Here is a 20,101-nt window from a genome sequence, read left to right as displayed (position 1 = left end):
TTTCTTTTTCGTTTTTTGTGTTAACTATTATTAGCTTTGCACTTCTCAAATTTAATAAAATTAGGTTTACATAACACCAATAGTTATAAACAAAATTATGTCAATAATTACCCTAACTACTGATTACGGCTTGAAAGATCACTTTGTAGGAGCGTTGAAAGGGAAAATCTTATCTGAATATTCCGAGGCGAAGATTATTGATATTTCACATGATATTGACCCATTCAACACAGTAGAAGCAAGTTACATTATTGGAGCATCGTATGCGAGCTTTCCAAAAGGCACTGTTCATCTTATAGGAGTAGATATGGAATCCAACAAAGAAAATCAACATATTGTGATGCAATGGAATGATCATTATTTTATTGCTGCCGATAATGGTATTTTAAGCATGCTTTCACAAAAAATTGTTCCTCAAAAAATGGTTACGATTAACATCCATGACCGTTTGCTGAGTGAGGCTGTGGATCTTGATGTATTTGTAAAAGTGGCGTGTCATTTAGCCAAAGGAGGTTTAATGAATGTCATTGGCAAAGAAATAAATAGCATAAAACAAGTGACAGATTTACAAGCTGTACTGGCTGTTGATGGCAATTCATTGAAAGGTCATGTCATCTACATCGACCATTTTGGGAATGTAGTCACAAATATTTCTAAAAAATATTTTATAGAAGTTGCCAAAGGAAGGCCGTATGAAATTGTTTTGAAAACCAAAAACATCAAAACCATATTACCAAACTATTCCGCTATTGCGAGTTCCGATAAATATCCGATAAAGTCTTATGAAGGGGAAAAATTAGCTATTTTCAACGAAGCCGGTTTTCTGGAAATAGCCATTTTTAGGAGTAATCCTTCTAAAGTAGGCTCAGCTAATAGTTTACTGGGATTGAATTATAGAGATAGTATTATTATAAAATTCGTTTAAAGTTTAAGGTTTAAAGTTGAGCAACTTTGAACGTATTAAACTTTAAACTTTAAACAAAAAAAAATGTTTGTACGTATAGTAAAATTGAGTTTTCACGAGGAACATATTCCTGCTTTTTTAGAAAACTTTGAGTTAATGAAAGATAAGATACGAAATGCTCCCGGAAATCGTTTCTTAGAACTATATCAGGATAAAAACAATAAAAGTATTTTCTTTACCTACAGTTATTGGGAAACCGAAGCCGATTTAGAAAATTACAGAAATTCGGAACTTTTTTACGATGTTTGGACATTCACCAAAAAATTATTCAACGACAAACCGGAAGCGTGGAGTGTGGATAAATTAGTTACTTTAGAATAAAAAATAGTTTAAAGTTTAAGGTTTAAAATTGTTGGATTGGGAACTTTAAACCTTAAACATATGAAACTTTAAACAAAAAAATAAATGAAATCAATAGTTTTACGAGAGATAAAATCCTTTTTCGGTTCGCCCATAGGCTACTTAGTTATTGCGATTTTTTTAATTATCAACGGATTATTCCTTTGGGTTTTCGAAGGAGAGTATAATATTCTGAATACCGGTTTTTCTGATTTGACACCGTTTTTCACCTTGGCGCCTTGGATTTTGATCTTCTTAATTCCTGCCGTAACCATGCGCAGTTTTTCGGATGAAAAAAAACAAGGAACGTTAGAATTATTGCTGACAAAACCATTAAGTATTTGGCAAATTGTAAATGGAAAATTTCTTGGATCGTTACTTTTAATAGTAATGGCCATTATTCCAACCTTCATTTATGTTGCCGTTATTTCTAATTTAGGAATGCCGGAAGGCAATCTCGATATGGGAAGCACAATTGGTTCTTATTTTGGATTACTATTTTTAATTGCAGCCTATTCCGCCATAGGAATATTCACATCAACACTATCGGATAACCAAATTGTAGCTTTTATTGTAGCCGTGTTTTTATGTTTTTTCTTCTATTTTGGTTTTGAAGGTTTGGCTTCTGTTGTTCCAAATGTTTCTTCCATAATTGCTTCATTAGGAATGCAGGATCATTTTAAAAGCATGAGTCGTGGCGTATTAGACACAAGAGATATTCTTTATTTTACGAGCGTAACTGTGCTATTTCTCTCCTTTACTGTTTATAATCTAAAATCTTTCAAATCGTAATGACAGCTTCTAAAAAAAACAACCTAAAATCCGTATTGATTATACTTGCAATTGTATTGGTTTTAAATGCATTGGGAAGTTCGTTTTTTCATCGTTTTGATTTAACAAAAGATAAAAGATACACGCTCTCCCCTACTTCTTTAAATATTATTAAACAAGTTCAGAATCCATTGTATATAAAGGTATACATGCAAGGTGATTTACCGGCTGAATTCAAACGATTACAGCAGGAAACAAAGCAATTACTAGAAGAATTTCAGGCGTACAATTCCAATATTATTTTTGAATTCGTAGATCCTTTGGAAAACGAAGACGCCAGCATGGACAATATTAAAGAATTGTATCGAAAAGGGCTTACGCCAATCAATATAACCGTAGACGACAAAGGAAAGCAATCACAAGCGATGGTTTTTCCTTGGGCGATTGCCGTTTATGACAATAAGGAAGTTAATATTCCATTGTTAAAAAACATAATGGGCGCCTCAACTACCCAGAAAGTAATTGGATCTGTGCAGCATTTAGAATACTCTATTGCCGAAGGTTTGAATAAGATTACCAAAGCCAAGCAAAAGAAAATTGCTGTAATCAAAGGGAACGGAGAATTGCAAGATGTTTTGATGGCCAAATTCCTTTTACAAGTTCGCGAAAGTTATTTTATTGGACCTTTTACTTTGGATTCAGTGGCCAAAAATCCAATAGGAAGTTTAGAAACTTTAAAAAAATATGACTTGGCTGTTATTGCAAAACCTACAGAAACGTTTACCGATGAAGAAAAACAGGTTTTGGATCAATACATTATGAATGGCGGAAAAACTTTGTGGTTGCTTGATCAAGTTTCAGTTGAAATGGATAGTTTATACAATGCGTCTGGAGCCACGCTAGCGTATCCAAGAGATCTGAATTTGAATGATCTGTTTTTTAAATATGGCATCCGTATTAATCCTGATTTAGTAAAAGACGAGCAAGGAAGTCCCATTAAATTAGCTACCGGAGAACAAGGAAGTGCTACTCAATATCAAGAATTCAATTGGAAATTTGCGCCACAAGTGTATCCAAACAGTGCGCATCCCATTGTGAAAAATTTGGGTGGAATCAAGTTTGACTTTGCTAATCCCATCGACACCTTGAAGAACGGTATCAAGAAAACCATATTGTTGCAATCGTCACAATATTCGAAAAAAATTGGAACACCGTCAGAAATAAACCTGAATAGCGTTGCCGAAGAAACTTCGCCAAATGATTATCTAAACAAAGGGAATATTCCACTATCCGTATTACTAGAAGGTTCCTTCCAATCCATGTTTGAAAACAGAGTGCTGCCCTTTGAACAAAAAACATTTCTAGCTACAGGACAAAAGAACAAGATGATTGTGATTTCAGATGGGGATTTGATCAAAAACCAACTGGATAAAAACTTTCAACCCGTAGAATTGGGCTACGACCAAAGATCTGGCAATTTATACGATAATAAAGATTTCCTCATAAATTGTGTCAATTATCTATTGGATGACACGGGACTTATTAACATTCGAAGCAAAGATCTTGATTTACCTTTATTGGATAAAGAAAAAGTTTATGAAAACTACACGAGAACACAGCTCTTGACGATTGGGCTTCCATTACTTATTTTAGCACTTTTTGGAATCCTATTTACTTATCTTCGAAAAAGAAAATACAGTAAATAAGTCCTAAAGTATTATGTCTTAAAGTCTAAAAGTGAAATTTATAATATACTGTCTAAATCAATTTTTTAGTTATTTAAGTCGTTAACATCCAACTTTTCGAAACAAAATAAAACAACTATTTTTTATAATATAATAAATAGAATTTGCATTCAGACTTTCGACTTTTGACTTTCAGACTAAAGTAAAGATGTTAATAAAAAAGTTTCCAAACTAGAATAGTTTACGATATATTTGTAAAATGTATCGTATTTCGGATTTAGAGAAATACCTTAAAAAATAAAACAAAACAGATGAAATTTATAGTATCGAGTTCGTACTTATTGAAACAATTACAAGTTTTAGGAAACGTTATCAACAGTAGCAATACTTTACCTATTTTAGATAACTTTTTATTTGATTTAGACCATAGTGTATTGACCGTTTCTGCTTCTGATTTAGAGACTACAATGTCTGCTACTCTAGGAATTGATTCTGAAAGTAAAGGAAGCGTTGCTGTTCCTGCAAAATTGCTTTTGGAAATCCTTAAAACATTCCCAGAACAACCTTTAACTTTCACCATTGAGGATAATAGTACGATAGAAATCAGTTCTAATTCGGGGAAATATGCATTAGCTTATGCTTCTGGAGATGAATTTCCAAAATCAGTGAACTTAGACGATCCATCGGTTACACTAGTTCCTGCTGATGTTTTGGCAACAGCCATAAGCAAAACTATTTTTGCAGCCGGAAACGATGATTTACGTCCAGTTATGTCTGGTGTATTCTTTCAGTTTTCACCACAAGGATTAACCTTTGTTGCGACGGATGCACACAAATTAGTGAAATATGCTCGAACTGACGTAGTGGCTTCTCAAGTGGCTGATTTTATTATGCCAAAGAAACCTTTGAACATTTTAAAAAACATTCTGGGTACTTCGGATGCTGAAGTAAAAATAGAATACAACGATTCGAATGCTACTTTTTCTTTTGACAACTATGTTTTAATGTGTCGTTTGATTGATGGTAAATATCCAAATTACGAAGCAGTAATTCCAAAAGAAAATCCAAATAAATTAATGATTGACCGTTCTCAATTTTTGAGTTCAGTACGTCGTGTGGCTATCTTTTCGAATAAAACAACACACCAAATTCGTTTGAAAATTGCTGGAGCTGAGTTGAATGTTTCTGCTGAAGATATTGATTACTCAAATAAAGCCGAAGAAAGATTAACCTGTGATTATCAAGGTGATGATATGCAAATAGGATACAATTCTCGTTTTTTGACAGAGATGTTGACGAACTTACAATCAGACATGATTATGCTAGAGATGTCATTGCCAAATAGAGCCGGAATTCTTACTCCTGTTGATGGATTAGAAGAAGGTGAAACAGTTACCATGCTGGTTATGCCAGTAATGTTGAACAGCTAGTTCAGTTTAAAATACGCTATTAACCAAACCATTTTTATATTTTAAAACCGTCTCGTTTAATTACGAGACGGTTTTTTGCTTTTATTCATTTCTCTTTTATTTCTCAAACGAGTGAGAAATCTCTTTAGTGTTCCGTTTAATTGATTACAACTATGGCTCATTTTAGTGGGTTTGCTTCGTTCCTCGCAAAGACAAACTGAACCTTAAAATCTAAATGGTCTAAAAATCAAAGAAGTCTAAAATTCCAAACTAAATCACTCCCATTTTTTTCATTAGGAAAGTAGCGCTCCTATTTTTACAAATTCCATCCCGTAATTTATAATCAAAGTGGAGATCATTATTGACAATCTCCACTTCAAAGCATTTATTGGTTAAAATAGCAGGATATTCATTTGTCGTGAGACAAACTTCGATATCATGTGTCGCAATTGCACCAATGGCTTTTTTACCAATCACTTTTTTGACCACTTCTATTGTTCCATTTCGTTTATCATCTGAATTAGTTCCTCGTAATATTTCGTCTAATAAAACAAACGCAGGTCTGTTTTCCAATTCATCCATAATTTGCTTTAAGCGTTTAATTTCAGCAAAAAAGTACGATTCGCTATCTGACAACGAATCAGACAATCGCATCGAAACCAAAACCGGTAATGGATGCACATTAGCTTGGCTTGCACAAACGGAAGACCCCATACCAGTTAGAACCATATTAATTCCCAAACTGCGTAGAAAAGTACTTTTACCAGACATATTAGAACCCGTCAAAATCATGAAGCTTTCTGGATGAAAACGAACATCATTCCCTATTCTTGTTTTTTCAATTAATAAAGGATGACTTAGGTCCGTGAAATCAATTTCAAAATTAGTGTTCAATGTTGGATAAACGAACTCTGGATTATTATAAGACATATTTGCTAAACTATTTAGCAGCTCCAATTCCCCAATTACTTCGAGCCACTCTTCCAGTGCTTCGGCATAATCGTTTTTCCATTGAATTAATGATTGTAGCACATGCAAATTAAAAAGAAATGTACCATTAAAAACGATGGCTGTCACAAAATTAGAAATACTGTCCATTTTTGAAAACAAACCAGCTAATTGTTTCAAATGAACGCTAGCCTTTTCTTTTTTGAATACTAGTTTTTGTTGCAAGCCGATTAACTTTTCAGACTGAAAAGTTTCTTCTTCAATCTTTTGCAACAACAAACTGTATTGGTGAATGGTTTTATCAATGTTAGTAGAATTTGCTATTTCGCTCTGAATACGTTTTATAAACCGACCTAAAACGATCAAGTGAAACACAAACAAATACGACAAAACAGAAACAAAAACAAAATTAGATGTGACTGCATAAGCTATCAAAAATCCTAGAAAAAGAAGTGGAGAAAAATAAGAAATAAAAACACTAATTTTAGATAATGGCGTGCTATTGAATGTACTCCATTTCAGCAAAGTCTCATAATTCGATTGGCTATCCTTTCCAATTTTGGCGAAAGCTAAGAACTCCTGACGCCAATCTAATTTGATAGATAATTCTTTGACCGCTTGCTGATTTCTTATGATTTCGTTATTTGATGCCAGAGCTAAAAGTTGGTTTGCCAATGTTTTTTTTCCAATAAAAGTAGCCGTTCTATTCAAATTTTGAAATAAGGAATGTTCTCCAAAGACATCTAAATCATACGCATAAGGGTGATTAAAATCGTTAAATTCTTGTCCGTTTTCAAAAGGAATTTTATTTCTTTCCAAATAGGATATTTCATTTTCGTTAATATCAAATAAGGCTTGATTGACTTGCTTTTTAAAAACTAACTTGGAATGAATACGCATCAATATCACGAAAGCACCAAATAAAACTATCGAGGCAACTACAAAAATAATATCACTAGTTTTAAGGTAATAATAACTAGATATAAAAAAAAGTACAATAGTAAGAAGTCTTAAAACACTTATACTATTGTACTTTTTATTGATTGCAGTTAACGCTGTTGAAAAGCGAATCTTTTTTACTTTGTATATTTCCATAATTCAATTGATGAATTGCAAATATAACGAAATAGATTTGCTGAGAAGTCTAAATTAAAAGGCAATGACAATGCCAAACTAAATAGTATTCGAAACTTCAACTAAAATTGTGACTGCATCAATCCATATGTATTGCTAAAATAGGAATGTCAAAATTATTCGCTATTTTTTTTGTTAAACTAGGTTTAAAAATTCCTTCAAAAAAACCTCTTTTATAGGTCAGCATAGTCAATATATCAATTTCCTTATATAGAATAAAATCTAAAATAGTCTCCTTTACTTCATCACTCGAAATCACAAAAAACTCTACGGGTTCATTAATAAATTCTTCCTCCCAATGCGCCACGGTATCTTTTGAAACATCCGATTCACTCGTTTTCACATACAAGCATTTGACTTTTGCTTTTGTTTTTTTGGCAATATCTAGCACCATTTTTAAGGCTTTTTTGTCTTTCGTTCTAAAGCGCGTGGTAAAACCAATAATTTCTATTTTCTTGAACTTGGCTTCAATTGGAATACACAGCATTGGAATTTCAATTCCAGAAATAACAGATCCTGCATTAGAACCCACAAAAAAAGCATCCCATCCCGTGACTCCTGACGTACCCATAATAACAAAATCGATAGCATCTTCTTTAATCGATTTTTTAATATTATGAAGTAAATCGCCATCCATAAGTCGATGTGTCATTTTAATTTTATCCAAATGACGCTCTTCTGCCAACGCACGGAGTTTTGGAATTTCATCCTTAAACATGCCAAATTGCGCTAATTCTACTGAATTGTAAATGAGAGCATAATTTTCAGGAAAAAACTGATTGTCATAAATAGGTAGTTCAAAGGTGTGCAATAAAACGATTTCACCATGAACTATTTTTGCAAATTCCAAAGCATGTATAAAAGCATTTGCTGCCACTTCAGAAAAATCGGTTGGAAATAAAATTTTTTTCATTTGTCGTTTAATTTAAAATAGTTCATTTATTTTACGAAGCTATTGGTTTTTTGTTTTTCTAAAACAAATAGCGCAATTCAGCAACACTAATTTTATTCGTGGATGCCTAGAATAGGAACATTAATATGAAATGCCAATTTTTTAGCAAGACTAATTTCAAATAATTTTTCAAAGAAATTTCGATGGTATACATGCATTGCAATCAAATTAATTTTGTGCAACGCAATAAAATTTAAGATTATACCCTCTACATCGTCCCCTTCGATTGAATGAAAAACAACTTCATTATCCTCCATCACTACCTTCCAATCTGCCCTGCAATCGTGTTGACTTTCATCTTTTAAGTGCGCGACACGCAAACAATCAACAGGAGCTTGAAAGATCGCGGATAGCGACAATACGGTTTTAAAAGCGGCAGTATCCTCCGATTTATATTGCGTCAGGAAAAGCATTTTTTTTATTGGCTGATAAAGGCAATGTTCCGGTATAATTAAAACTAATGCTTTTACATCATTCATCACTTTGGTTGCCACGGTACCAAAAAAAGTTTCTTTTAGTCCAGTTGCCCCTTTGGTACCCATAACCACGAAATCAATTTTTTCATTCTCCGTTATTTTTTTTATTGCAGGAACTAAATTTCCAAGAATTAGAGCATGACTTATCTTGATATGTCCCAAATTATTTTGTTCTGCTATCCTTCTTAAACTCGGCACCTCATCTTTATAATTTTCAAAATTACTAAGCTCAGTAACATCATAAATTTCATGTAAATACTCTGAAATATTAATGTAATTTGCTTGCGGTAACTGATAGACATGAATGGTAATTACTTCGGCTTTAATAGATTCAGCTAATTGCAAGGCATAAATAAATGCGTTTTTAGAGGCATCTGAAAAGTCGGTTGGAAATAGAATTTTTTTGGACATAATGTTACTTTGTTGCAAATCAATTAATTATATAAATTTACGAAACTAAAAAACAAAACAGCATGATAAATGTCAGTTTGAGTAATTTTTTAACAAAAAAATAAAGTTAATGGTTTGATAATCGAGACTTGCTGCCTTATCAATTTTCCTTACTTTTGCATAAAATTGAATACAAATATGATACCTCACGATTCCATAGTAGCGCTTGCAACTCCATCGGGAGCAGGAGCTATAGCCGTAATTCGGATTTCGGGCCAAGATGCCATCACGATAGGAAATTCTGTTTTTAAATCTATTAAAAATAAAGATTTAACCACTCAAAAAACCCACACCTTGCATTTAGGCCATATTATGGATGCTTCCAAAACCTTAGATGAAGTATTAGTGTCCATTTTTAAAGGTCCAAATTCGTATACGGGCGAAAACACAATCGAAATTTCCTGCCATGGCTCTCCTTATATTCAGCAACAAATCATACAATTACTCCTCCGGAAAGGCTGCCGTATGGCAGATCCAGGTGAATTTACGCTTAGAGCTTTCCTAAACGGCAAACTGGATTTGTCCCAAGCAGAAGCTGTTGCCGATTTAATTTCATCCGATAATGAAGCGTCGCACCAAATCGCTATGCTACAAATGCGTGGTGGTTTTTCGAATGAAATAGCTAAACTGAGAGAAGAATTATTGAATTTTGCCTCTTTGATTGAACTCGAATTGGACTTTGCCGAAGAAGATGTAGAATTTGCTGACAGAACACAATTTCATGAATTATTAAACAGAATCGAATTTGTCCTTAAACGATTAATCGATTCGTTTGCCGTTGGAAATGTTATTAAAAACGGAATACCTGTGGCTATTGTGGGTGAACCAAACGTGGGAAAATCCACCCTATTGAATGCTTTATTGAATGAAGAGCGTGCCATAGTTTCAGAAATTGCAGGAACAACCCGTGATACTATCGAAGATGAATTAGTGATTGGCGGAATCGGATTTAGATTCATCGATACGGCTGGAATTCGCGAAACGGAAGATGTAGTAGAAAGCATTGGGATTCGAAAAACTTTTGAGAAAATTGAACAAGCACAAGTAGTTTTATATTTGTTTGATAGTTTAAAGTTTAAAGTTCAAAGTTCAGAATACATCATTGAAATCGAGAAAATCAAAAATCAGTTTCCGTTGAAACCTTTACTTGTTGTCATCAATAAATTAGATTTACTTTCCGAAAATGAAATTACAGCCATTCAACAAGAACTTTCAAACTTAAACATTAAACTCATTTTCCTAAGCGCTAAACAAAAGATTGGTGTTGATGAACTGAAAAACCAGCTACTATCTTTTGTAAATACTGGAGCGTTGCGTAATAATGAAACAATTATCACAAATACAAGACATTACGACTCTTTACTAAAAGCGTTAGATGAAATAACGAAAGTGAAATTTGGGCTAGAAACAAATCTTTCTAGTGACCTTATGGCGCTCGATATTAAGGAGGCGTTGTATCAATTTGGAACTATTACTGGTCAGGTCTCAAACGACGAATTATTAGGTAATATTTTTGCTAACTTTTGTATAGGTAAGTAATTTAGCATTCAGTCAGCAGTTGCAGTGTGCCTTAATTAGGCTGCCATTTTCCGCTATACACTACAAGTCCGCAGTCATTGCCCTAAAAACAGAAACCCAAAACAAGCTTCCGCTGGTCGCTTTATGGGTTTTGTTTTTTAATGGGCGCTTCCCTTACGGGCTTTTCGTTGCTATCGGAGGCAGGAAATTCATTTCAAGAAATAATAAATTGTTACACGCACTAAAATGCGGAACCAATTAAAAATAGTATCTTTAAAATATGAAAAAGCATCACACTATCATTATAGCGGGAGCCGGCGGAATTGCAGAAGCCGTTGGTTTATTGTTAATGGAATGGAGTGACGTGACTCCAACGTTATTTATTGGTGACAGAAACCACGCCAAAGCAAAAAAGGTAGCGCATTGGATTCAAGAAGGAACATCGAAAAAGGGATCTATTCAAGACTTTCATCTTGATGAATTAGAACTTACGAATGAAATGGAGACCATTTTGCGTCGAGGCGATATCATTCTCGACTGCCTTCCTGGTAGTCAAGCACCCCGTATGGCGCAATTTGCTAAAGATTTTGATATGCATTACGCCAATCTCACCGAATATGTCACCGAAACTTCCCAAATAGTAGCTCTGGCAAAAAATGCCGAAACGGGTTTTATCCTTCAAACAGGATTGGCTCCAGGGTACATCGATTTACTAGCAAATGGACTTTTTCAACAATTTTGCATGGACTTTGAAGTGGACAAAGTAGATAAATTAGAATTTAAAGTTGGCGCCTTGACCAATCATGCCGTTGCTCCACATTACTACGGATTTACTTGGAGTCCTGTAGGAGTAGCTACAGAGTATTTGAAAGATACTATAGTGCTTCGAGATTTCATAAAAACAACGCTCCCTCCATTATCAGAAAGAGCTTCTATTGTTATTGACGGTATAACCTATGAAGAAGATCTTACCTCTGGCGGAGCAGCAGATTTACCAGAAGCGCTCTCTGGAAAAGTGCGTTCACTAGATTACAAAACGTTACGTCATCCCGGTCACTATGCATGGATTCAAGAGCAACTTTCTATTTTGGAAAATACAGAAGAAGCTATAAAAATATTGCAGCAAAAAATGGAGCAAGTAATTCCACATATCGAGGATGATCAAATTATCTTATATGCTGCAGTTGAAGGTAAAGATGCTTCTGGTATTTTGCGAAGACGTGAAATTGCAAAGCGCATTACACCCCAAATAGTAGGAAAGCACAAATTGAGAGCTATACAAACAACTACTGCGGCGCCATTAGCCCAAGCAGCGCAACTATTGTTAGAATCATCGCTACGTGGTGTTGTACTTCAAAGCAAAATTGATCCCGCATCCTTTTTAAACGGAAATTATATCGTCCAGGTCTATGGAAAAACAACCTCTTAATCCAAATTAATCATTTATTTTATAATTTCGATAAGTAGTTTTCTGGTAAAATACACTACTGAAAAAAGCAAATTGTTTTGTACTTTTGAAACTTCAAAAATCAATCGAAAAGCAATAAATAAGAAGCACGCAATGAATTCCTATTACTTACACAACGGCACGGAAAGTAGCGGTCCATTTAATTTAACCGAATTGAAAGCCAAATCAATTTTAAAAACAACACCGGTTTGGTGTGAAGGAATGCAAGATTGGAAAACCGCAGGTGAAATAGCGGAATTACAATCTATTTTCAGAGTGATGCCGCCACCTATTAATACTACTACAGCACTTCCAAAACTTAGTACCGAAGAGGCAAATACTAAGATAATAGGGATTGACAAGTCGCTTTTTTACATGCTCTCCGGAATTTTGATTTTAGTAGTTGGAACTCTTATATTTAATTATTTTGAAGAAGGCAGAAGTGCTGAACTTGAACAAAAAAACAGCATTACAGAAAGGAATAATCTACAATTTCAATTACAGGAAAAAGAAATTGAAGAACAAAAGAATCGCATAATTGAACAAGAAAAACAGGAATTTGAAAGAGTTTTAAAAGAGAGAAAACTAACCCTCAATAATAGGCTTTTTGAAATTAAGGAAAAACTTGCTATTGATTTCAGTGCTTTAGATCAAGCTAAAGATAAGTTGGTAAAAGCTAAAGATTTTCAATTTTTAAGAACTGACAAGGAGAGAAATGAAGACATTAGTTTAATCGAAAATGAAATTGAAATTATAAGTACCGAGATTGAAAATTTAAAAATTGAAATGGATCAGCTTTACTTAGAATTAGAAAAAATTAAGGCTTAAAAAACAAAGCTAAATGGCAATCGTACCCAATTACAATTCCAAGTTAGTGCCATTATTTGACTTTAAAAAATATATTTTACTTTTCTATTTTGTTTGTGAAAACACTATTAAGACAATCGCTACCAACGCCATAAAAAGACCCGCGTAATTTATTTTGGTTAGTTTTTCTTTGAAAACTAAAATACCCACAAGACTCCCTATTATGATCACGCCCATATTCATTCCTGCAAAAACTGTTGACGGATTTTTAGCAAATACTTGATGCGCCTTCAGATAAAAAAGAATATTACCAAAGTTAAAAATACCCACTAGCCCACCAAAAATTATGTTTTTAAGCGCTAGTTGAACCTTATTGGCTAGCACTTCATAACTTACAACGGCAAACATGATTACCAATGCTACGCTAAAAACTATAAATAGAGAAGTGATATAAGGCAGCGTTGTAAACAGAGCGATTTGTTTAAAAAGGATGTCTATAATCCCAAAACCCAGCAGAACTACAGTAGGATAAATCCATTTGTTCTTGGTATTTTGTGAGGGTTTAGAAAGAATTAGTACTAGCGCTGGGAACCCAACGACAAGTGCCGTAACTTTAAATACATTGAAATCCTCCTTGAATATTAACCATGCAGCTAAAATCGGAATGAATAATGAAAGTCGCTGAGCGGCATCTGTTTTTACAATTCCCATGTGCTTAATGGAAATTGCCAGAAATAGAAATACTGAAGGTAATAAAATACCAAGCGCTATATAAATATGCCATGGTGAAGAAGTGTTTACTTCATTTAAATTTGGATTGAAGAATAAATAGCACAAAATAATAGCAACCAGATAATTAGCTGCAACAATTTGTGCATTATTAACGTTGTAATGACGAGAAAATTTAAACAGTATTCCCACAGTAACACTGCAAATAATACTCAAAATCAGAAATAGCATAGTACAATTTTAGAGTGCAAAACTACCATTTATTGTTGCTCCAATTGCCCTTTTTGAAAATTAAAAAACATAAAAAACAGGTTCATAGACGTAACTAAAAAATCCTCTAAATAGAAATCCTTGTCTTTAGTATGATTTATTAGAGTTGTTGCAACGCTATTTCTTACTATATAGCAGTATTAAGAAATTGAACTTACAGCACAAACATTTACACTAACACTACCAAGATATTATTTGATTTCAGCTACTTTTGTGTCATGGATTCTTTTACTCAAATCGCTTTAGGAATTGCAATAGCTGAAGTATGCGCCGGCAAAAAATTAAAGAATAAGACTTTTTTGTATGGTGCTATTCTTGGTACCATTCCCGATTTAGATGTTGTAGTTGGCCTTTTTTTAAATCCAATAGATGCAATTCTCATACACCGTGGCATAAGCCATTCGATTTTTCTTTTTTTGATTTTATCCCCTATTTTAGGTTGGTTTATTTCAAAAATTGAAAGAGCCAAAATTAGCTTCATTCTGGCCACTACTATGGTTTTTTGGTGCCTTTTAACTCATGTATTGTTAGACATGTTTACTTCATGGGGTACACAAATTTTGTGGCCGCTGGATCATCGCTTTGCCTTTAAAACCATTTTTGTAGTTGATCCGTTGTACACCATTCCGCTGCTGATTGCATTGCTTTGGGTATGGAGAACCAAAGATCCTTTGCTTCGTAAAAAGTACAATTATAAAGGATTGTTTTTTAGTACTGCCTATCTAATTTTATCCTGCTTTATAAAATTGTATGCCTTGCACCAATTTGAAAAAGCATTACTAAACCAGGGAATTCATTATTCTAAAATTATCGTAATACCTACGCCTTTGAATCTGATTTTGTGGAATGCCAATGTGGCGACGACCAATTCTTATTTATTGTCCAACTATTCATTATTTGATACCCAACCCATTTCATTTGTAGCTTACAACAAAAATAAAATTTTAGAATCAAAGCTGACAAGAAACACCGATTTTGAAAAACTAAAAAAAGCCAGCGAAGGTTGGTACATTATTTCTCGAAAAAAAGAAACTTTATACTTTAATGATTTACGCTTTGGGTTATTGAATGATAATCCTGCAAACCCTCAATTTGCTTTTAGTTATCAATTTATTGCCAACAAAGGCGACTTGAATGCAGTTGAAGTCCCTAAAAGCAAAAGAGATGGAAAACGACTTTTACATAAAATATTTAATCGACTCAAAGGAAATTAAGACACCCTTTATTTTGTACTATAAGCTACATTAAAGGAATGAAAACGAAAAAAGCTTTCGGCAGTTACTATTTTTTCCTAGATCAAATCCATTTGTATTATAGGTGATAAAATTAAAATCAAACCATTCAATGTGATTATTTAATATAAAATACAACTAAATAGTAATCTTACTTTTCAATTTAAAACATCAATCGCTCTTCAACCATCCCGTAATACTCATTCTAGTATTTTGAGTTACTAAAACTTCATGCACTAACTCATCACTCTTAAAGAAAACAGTTTTACCCTGAGTTGGAGCAATTTTTTGATTGTTATTTACTTGATGAATCAATAATTCTCCTCCATCACTTTCTTGCCAATTGCTATTGAGATAGCTAATCATGGAATATTTTCGACTAGGATTATTTTTGAATTGGTCTAAATGCTTTAAATAAAAATCACCCGATTCATAAAGTGAATAGTGAAATTCATAACCTGTTATTCCGGTATAACAACTTTGGTTCAAATAAACAATAAAGGCTTCAATTTGGGCAAAGAATTCATTTTCGAATGCATTATTGTGTTTTTTGTCAAGCCAATAAATAGAATCGCTTCGAATCGCTCCGTCATAAGAAACCTTCTCTGAGTTCCCAACTCCTGCTTCCAACAATAAACTTTGCTTATTTAAAGCAATTAAGTTCTGCTTTAAATTATTGGCTAAAGTAGTACTCAAAAAATGTTCCGATATCCCTACTTTATTTTCAATATAGGAGGCAATTAAATCCTCAAAGCTATTTTCCATGTCTTTTATATTGACTGAATATACCGCCAACGGGACAAGATAGACTAATAAAATTCGTTAGAGACTGAATCTGAAATAAATAAGATTATTTACTTATAATTCCTCTTTTTATTGCTATAACGGACATGTAATTTTTAATTTGACTCCTCTTTAGAAAAAGAAAAACACTTTATTATTAAAGTGTAAAAGGTATAATTCAAGCTATTATTTTACACCAGTAAAACCTTTAAATAATAAAAAACTAAATTTAACTAATGTAATAAAATATAATAATTTACTTATAAATGCATTATTTCATTTTCTAAAACATTGTAATAGAATCATCAGTAACTTCATAAGGCTATTTATAATCCTTGATGGTAATGGAAAAAAAATATTATCCTGCTATAATTTTTTTCCACCAGTTTGTTTTTGAAATAGATTTCCCATACCCGTAACTTTGTCCATAACCGTAGCCTCTTTTTAAATCAACCCCGTTAATTAGAATCGCCATATTAGGCAATCGCTTTTCATTGAACATCTTTTTTGGAATTTCTAAAAGCCTTTTGTCTAAATTATTAAATCTAATTATATACAAGCATAAATCAGCATGGTGACTTAACAACAACGCGTCTGTAACCATCTTTACAGGAGCTGTATCTACAACAACATAATCATAGTTATCTTTAGCGTAATCGAAAATTTCATCAAAACGACCATTCATTAGTAACTCAGATGGATTAGGAGGTACTGTCCCTGAATTTAAAATATCATAGTTTCCTTCTAAAGAAGGTTCTACTACACCCGAAACTTTTAAAGAATTATCCATTAAAAAATCGGACAATCCATTTCCTATATTTTGATTAAGATATTCATTCCTATTTGATTTTCTAATATCTCCACCTATTAATAATACTTTTTTATTAGATAGGGCAATTACCGATGCGAGATTTAATGTGGTAAAGGTTTTACCTTCTCCAACTGTTGTAGACATAATAAATATTATTTTTGCCCGACCTTTTATTTTAGAAAGCATAAAATTAATATTTGTTCGCAACATCCTGAAAGATTCAGAGATTCCCTCATTATTATTGTCATGAATTCCAATTTTATTACCTGTGACCATTTTTGGAATTTCTCCAATAATAGGTGCTTTTATAACGCTTTCAATATCTTTAATAGATTGGACTTTATTATCGAAAAAAAATTTAATATACAAGGCTATGAATGGTAATAGTAAACCTAAAGATAGCGCTGTAATAATTACAAGAATTAATTTTGGACTTGCAGGTCTACTGCTTCCATCAGCAAAATCAATTATCTTTGCATTAGGTGTAGTAACTGCCAAGGAGATAGCATTTTCTTCCCGTTTTTGTAATAGAAACAAATATAATGTTTCAATGATTTGTTGTTGACGTTGAAATTCTTTAAATTGACGTTCTTGTTTTGGCGCTGAGTAAATTCTTGAAAACACTTTGTCTTCCTCCCTTTTCGTATTATTTAAAGCGATATTTAGAGATGCTTTTAAATTTTGTAAGCCATGTGATATACTTGTTCTCAGTTGCTGCAGTTGCTCATCTAAATTAATAATAACTGGATTTTTTTTGCTTGAACTTTTTAAAATCCGGTTACGTTCCATTAATAATTCATTATATCTGGCACTATTTGTGCTAACTGCATCATCTGACAAGCCTAAATTTGAAGGTATGATTTGCTCATTGTTTTTGTTTACATAATCCGTAACATATTCAGCAACTCTTACTTGAGTATTTAAATCAACAATTTTCTTTTCTAATTCTGCATTGCTCGCTAATATTAATGAAGATTCAGAATCAATGTCGGTCAATTGATTGTTCTTTTTGAAATTTTCGACTCCCTGATCTACATTTGATAATTCATTTTTAATAAGTTCCAGACGTTCATTGATAAATATATTATTTCTTTTACCGATAAATTCTTTATCCGCAACGACATCCTTATTATACTGCTGCACTAGATTATTTAAAATATCTTGTGACTTTACCTTAATGGGTGCTTTTAAAGTTAATTGAATTAAGCTAGACTTTTTATACAGTACCTTAACTTCAATATCTTTTCTTAAATCTTCAACAATATTCTCTAATGGAACCACCTTAACTACTATTTCTTCACCTTTTCTTACGTTTTTTAATACAGTGGGCGTTACAGTAATATTCCCAAAATCTGTTTGCACATTTTCACCAAACAAATATACTTTGCTGGCAGTACCCCTACTATTTTTTAAAACAAATTTTGTGGGAGATAAAGCCTGAATTGAAAAAATAGTGTCTTTACTGTAAACTAAGGAATCCTTTAATGAAAAATTGATTTTAAATGGAATATCATTCTTGTACAGTTCTCTATTTACAAATATTCCCTTTTCATAAAAAGTAATGTTTGTTCCTAATTTTTTCACCACACTTTCCATCAAACTAAACGATTTTAGCATACCAATTTCATTATCGACAGTTGTTATGCCAAAAGTGGTCAGTCCTAAATCTTCAGAAGCTGAAAGCACTGAAGGCAACCCTTTACTGTTTTCATCGTTAACTAAAATGGTAGTTGTAACAGTATATTGTTTAGGTATAAATTTTAAATATGCAGATGCGCCTATAGCAGAAATAATTATACCAATAAAAAACCATTTCCAATTATAGGCATATTTTTCAAATTTTTCACGATAATTAACGGGTTCATCGTCTTCAAACATATAATTGTATGGGTTCTCATTTTGCATAATCTTGATTTTAAAGTTTTAGCGATTAAGAATTAATATTATTGAAATTAATGATGAAATTGATGAAAGTATAATACCTGCATTAGCGCCAACAGCTGATGAATTGAGTTTAGTTTTATTAGGTTCTACATAGATTACATCATTTTGTGCCATATAAAAATAAGGAGAATTAAAGATTTTTTTATCAGTTAGATCGAGTGTAATAAAAGCTCTTTTCCCTCCCTGTTCTCGTATTAACATTACGGTTTTTCGCTTGCCGTGTATAGTTAGATCCCCTGCTAAACTAATGGCTTCTATTACACTAATTCGCTCGTTTGGTATAAGATAAGTGCCTGGAGTTTTTACTTCACCTAAAACAGCTACTTTAAAATTTACTAATCGAATATTTACAATAGGTTTTGCAAGATATTCTGCCAAAGTCTTAGTTAATTGCTGTTTTACTATTTTGGTGGAAATTCCTTCCACTTTAAGAATTCCAACAACCGGAAAAGTAATTTCACCATCATTATCCACAATATAAGTTAAGGGTATGGGTTCCGTTGTACTAGTCGATTCATATAAATTAAAAGGAACTGCTGCTCCTTTATCAATTGCTGAAACATTAATGCTTAAAATATCTCCTTTTTGAATTTTTGGTTCATAAATCTCATAATCTTCATGAGAGAGATTATCCTGATTGCCTTGAAAATATACCATTTTTTCAGAAGAAACACAGCTGGTTAAAATTACAGTTAACCACACTATTAATAAGTATTTAATGTTTTTATTTTTCATATAATTGTTGTTGTTTATAATTTAATTTAAATTGAGATACTAGCATTCATAATTCACTTTTTTCATTTTTCTTTAAAAGAAAATAATTGAATTTACTTGTAAAAATTCTACCTACATTAAACACTGTCAGTTCTTTTAATAAACTAAAGAAAAGTAACATTACAACATTTAAAAACATTAGAAAAAAAGACATTTGAAAACTATCGAGGAATGATGAAAGCCAGAGAGAAATTATAATAATTACATAATTTAGAAATCCTAAAGTCATTGCAACTTTAAAGTGTGAAAGTCCTGAATCAATTAAAATATGATGAATGTGATTTCTATCTGCTTTAAACGGACTTTTACCTGATACCAATCTTATCCCAATTACTCGACACATATCAAATAATGGCATGAACAGTATAGCAAAAATAATTATCAATTTATTTTCAGCTTTAAATGTGAAATTGCTTAATAATGTTGCATCCATAGATAGGAATTTCAAAGTACAAAATCCTATAAAAAATCCTATAAGCAATGAGCCTGTATCTCCCATAAATATTTTTTGTCTTGTTGAAAAATTATAATAGAGATAGGCCAGCAGCATTGCTATGATACTCTATGCTGCGACCTATTCGCGATGCAACTTTTTTAGAAACTTAAGATAGTTTTTTAAGTTTTCATTTCTATTTTCTAGGCTAAAATCGGAAATAAC

Annotated in this window: 17 protein-coding genes; 9 read left to right on the top strand and 8 right to left on the bottom strand. The window is 32.6% G+C overall.

The genetic code is table 11. The annotated features are described in order from the left end of the window. The first annotated feature begins 97 nt into the window (after positions 1-97). The 5 genes from BUC11_RS13685 (at position 98) to dnaN (ending at position 5,189) form a co-directional block, all read left to right on the top strand. Entirely contained in the window at positions 98-925 is an 828-nt protein-coding gene (locus tag BUC11_RS13685; protein ID WP_073354959.1) for an SAM hydrolase/SAM-dependent halogenase family protein, read from the top strand. Between the two features lie 63 nt (positions 926-988). Then, the gene (locus BUC11_RS13680; protein WP_073354958.1) at positions 989-1,285 is read left to right on the top strand and encodes a putative quinol monooxygenase; all 297 of its coding nucleotides are present in this window, start codon (positions 989-991) and stop codon (positions 1,283-1,285) included. Between the two features lie 84 nt (positions 1,286-1,369). Then, positions 1,370-2,095: a gliding motility-associated ABC transporter permease subunit GldF gene (gene gldF / locus BUC11_RS13675; protein ID WP_073354955.1), complete on the top strand. Its 726-nt coding sequence runs from the start codon at positions 1,370-1,372 to the stop codon at positions 2,093-2,095. Then, on the top strand, positions 2,095-3,780 hold the full coding sequence (gene gldG, locus BUC11_RS13670; protein WP_073354954.1) for a gliding motility-associated ABC transporter substrate-binding protein GldG: 1,686 nt from the start codon (positions 2,095-2,097) through the stop codon (positions 3,778-3,780). The genes gldF and gldG overlap by 1 nt, the downstream gene beginning before the upstream one ends. A gap of 290 nt (positions 3,781-4,070) precedes the next feature. Further along, positions 4,071-5,189 (top strand): DNA polymerase III subunit beta, encoded by a 1,119-nt coding sequence (gene dnaN / locus BUC11_RS13665; RefSeq protein ID WP_073354952.1) that lies wholly within the window; start codon positions 4,071-4,073, stop codon positions 5,187-5,189. Between the two features lie 249 nt (positions 5,190-5,438). On the opposite strand, the gene BUC11_RS13660 is transcribed toward dnaN, so the two are convergent. The 3 genes from BUC11_RS13660 to BUC11_RS13650 all read right to left on the bottom strand — a co-directional run bounded on the left by BUC11_RS13660 (position 5,439) and on the right by BUC11_RS13650 (position 9,089). Continuing rightward, entirely contained in the window at positions 5,439-7,211 is a 1,773-nt protein-coding gene (locus BUC11_RS13660) for a MutS-related protein (protein WP_073354951.1), read from the bottom strand. A 118-nt stretch (positions 7,212-7,329) separates the two neighbouring features. After that, positions 7,330-8,163 carry a universal stress protein gene (locus tag BUC11_RS13655; protein ID WP_073354949.1) on the bottom strand — a complete coding sequence of 278 codons (834 nt, stop codon included), beginning with the start codon at positions 8,161-8,163 and terminating at the stop codon, positions 7,330-7,332. Positions 8,164-8,255: 92 nt separating this feature from the next. Next, positions 8,256-9,089, bottom strand: a complete 834-nt coding sequence (locus BUC11_RS13650) for a universal stress protein (protein WP_073354948.1) — start codon at positions 9,087-9,089, stop codon at positions 8,256-8,258. Between the two features lie 177 nt (positions 9,090-9,266). Here BUC11_RS13650 and mnmE point away from each other — a divergent pair, with 177 nt between their 5' ends. From mnmE to BUC11_RS13635, 3 genes are all read left to right on the top strand, one after another. After that, positions 9,267-10,667, top strand: coding sequence for a tRNA uridine-5-carboxymethylaminomethyl(34) synthesis GTPase MnmE (gene mnmE, locus BUC11_RS13645; protein ID WP_073354946.1), 1,401 nt, complete (start codon positions 9,267-9,269; stop codon positions 10,665-10,667). A gap of 259 nt (positions 10,668-10,926) precedes the next feature. Further along, complete coding sequence (locus BUC11_RS13640; RefSeq protein WP_073354945.1) at positions 10,927-12,075, top strand: saccharopine dehydrogenase family protein; 1,149 nt, start codon at positions 10,927-10,929, stop codon at positions 12,073-12,075. Between the two features lie 132 nt (positions 12,076-12,207). Beyond that, positions 12,208-12,921: a DUF4339 domain-containing protein gene (locus BUC11_RS13635; RefSeq protein ID WP_139259510.1), complete on the top strand. Its 714-nt coding sequence runs from the start codon at positions 12,208-12,210 to the stop codon at positions 12,919-12,921. Between the two features lie 84 nt (positions 12,922-13,005). Here the strand turns inward: BUC11_RS13635 and BUC11_RS13630 are convergent, their stop codons facing one another. Further along, positions 13,006-13,860, bottom strand: a complete 855-nt coding sequence (locus BUC11_RS13630; protein WP_073354942.1) for an EamA family transporter — start codon at positions 13,858-13,860, stop codon at positions 13,006-13,008. 257 nt (positions 13,861-14,117) lie between these two features. On the opposite strand from BUC11_RS13630, the gene BUC11_RS13625 reads away from it, so the two are divergent. Next, positions 14,118-15,113, top strand: coding sequence for a metal-dependent hydrolase (locus BUC11_RS13625; protein ID WP_073354940.1), 996 nt, complete (start codon positions 14,118-14,120; stop codon positions 15,111-15,113). A gap of 189 nt (positions 15,114-15,302) precedes the next feature. Here BUC11_RS13625 and BUC11_RS13620 read toward each other — a convergent pair whose 3' ends face one another. The 4 genes from BUC11_RS13620 to BUC11_RS13605 all read right to left on the bottom strand — a co-directional run bounded on the left by BUC11_RS13620 (position 15,303) and on the right by BUC11_RS13605 (position 19,993). Continuing rightward, entirely contained in the window at positions 15,303-15,896 is a 594-nt protein-coding gene (locus BUC11_RS13620; RefSeq protein WP_073354939.1) for a 2OG-Fe(II) oxygenase, read from the bottom strand. Positions 15,897-16,272: 376 nt separating this feature from the next. Beyond that, a complete protein-coding gene (locus BUC11_RS13615) occupies positions 16,273-18,630 on the bottom strand; it encodes a GumC family protein (RefSeq protein WP_073354936.1) in 2,358 nt (785 codons plus the stop codon). A gap of 18 nt (positions 18,631-18,648) precedes the next feature. Beyond that, positions 18,649-19,404 carry a polysaccharide biosynthesis/export family protein gene (locus BUC11_RS13610; RefSeq protein WP_073354935.1) on the bottom strand — a complete coding sequence of 252 codons (756 nt, stop codon included), beginning with the start codon at positions 19,402-19,404 and terminating at the stop codon, positions 18,649-18,651. 46 nt (positions 19,405-19,450) lie between these two features. Further along, on the bottom strand, positions 19,451-19,993 hold the full coding sequence (locus tag BUC11_RS13605) for an MraY family glycosyltransferase (protein WP_073354933.1): 543 nt from the start codon (positions 19,991-19,993) through the stop codon (positions 19,451-19,453). Between the last annotated feature and the right edge of the window lie 108 nt (positions 19,994-20,101).

It is taken from the genome of Flavobacterium xanthum, assembly GCF_900142695.1.
GTDB classification, from domain to species: Bacteria; Bacteroidota; Bacteroidia; order Flavobacteriales; family Flavobacteriaceae; genus Flavobacterium; species Flavobacterium xanthum.
This window is presented reverse-complemented; position numbering and strand designations above follow the sequence as displayed.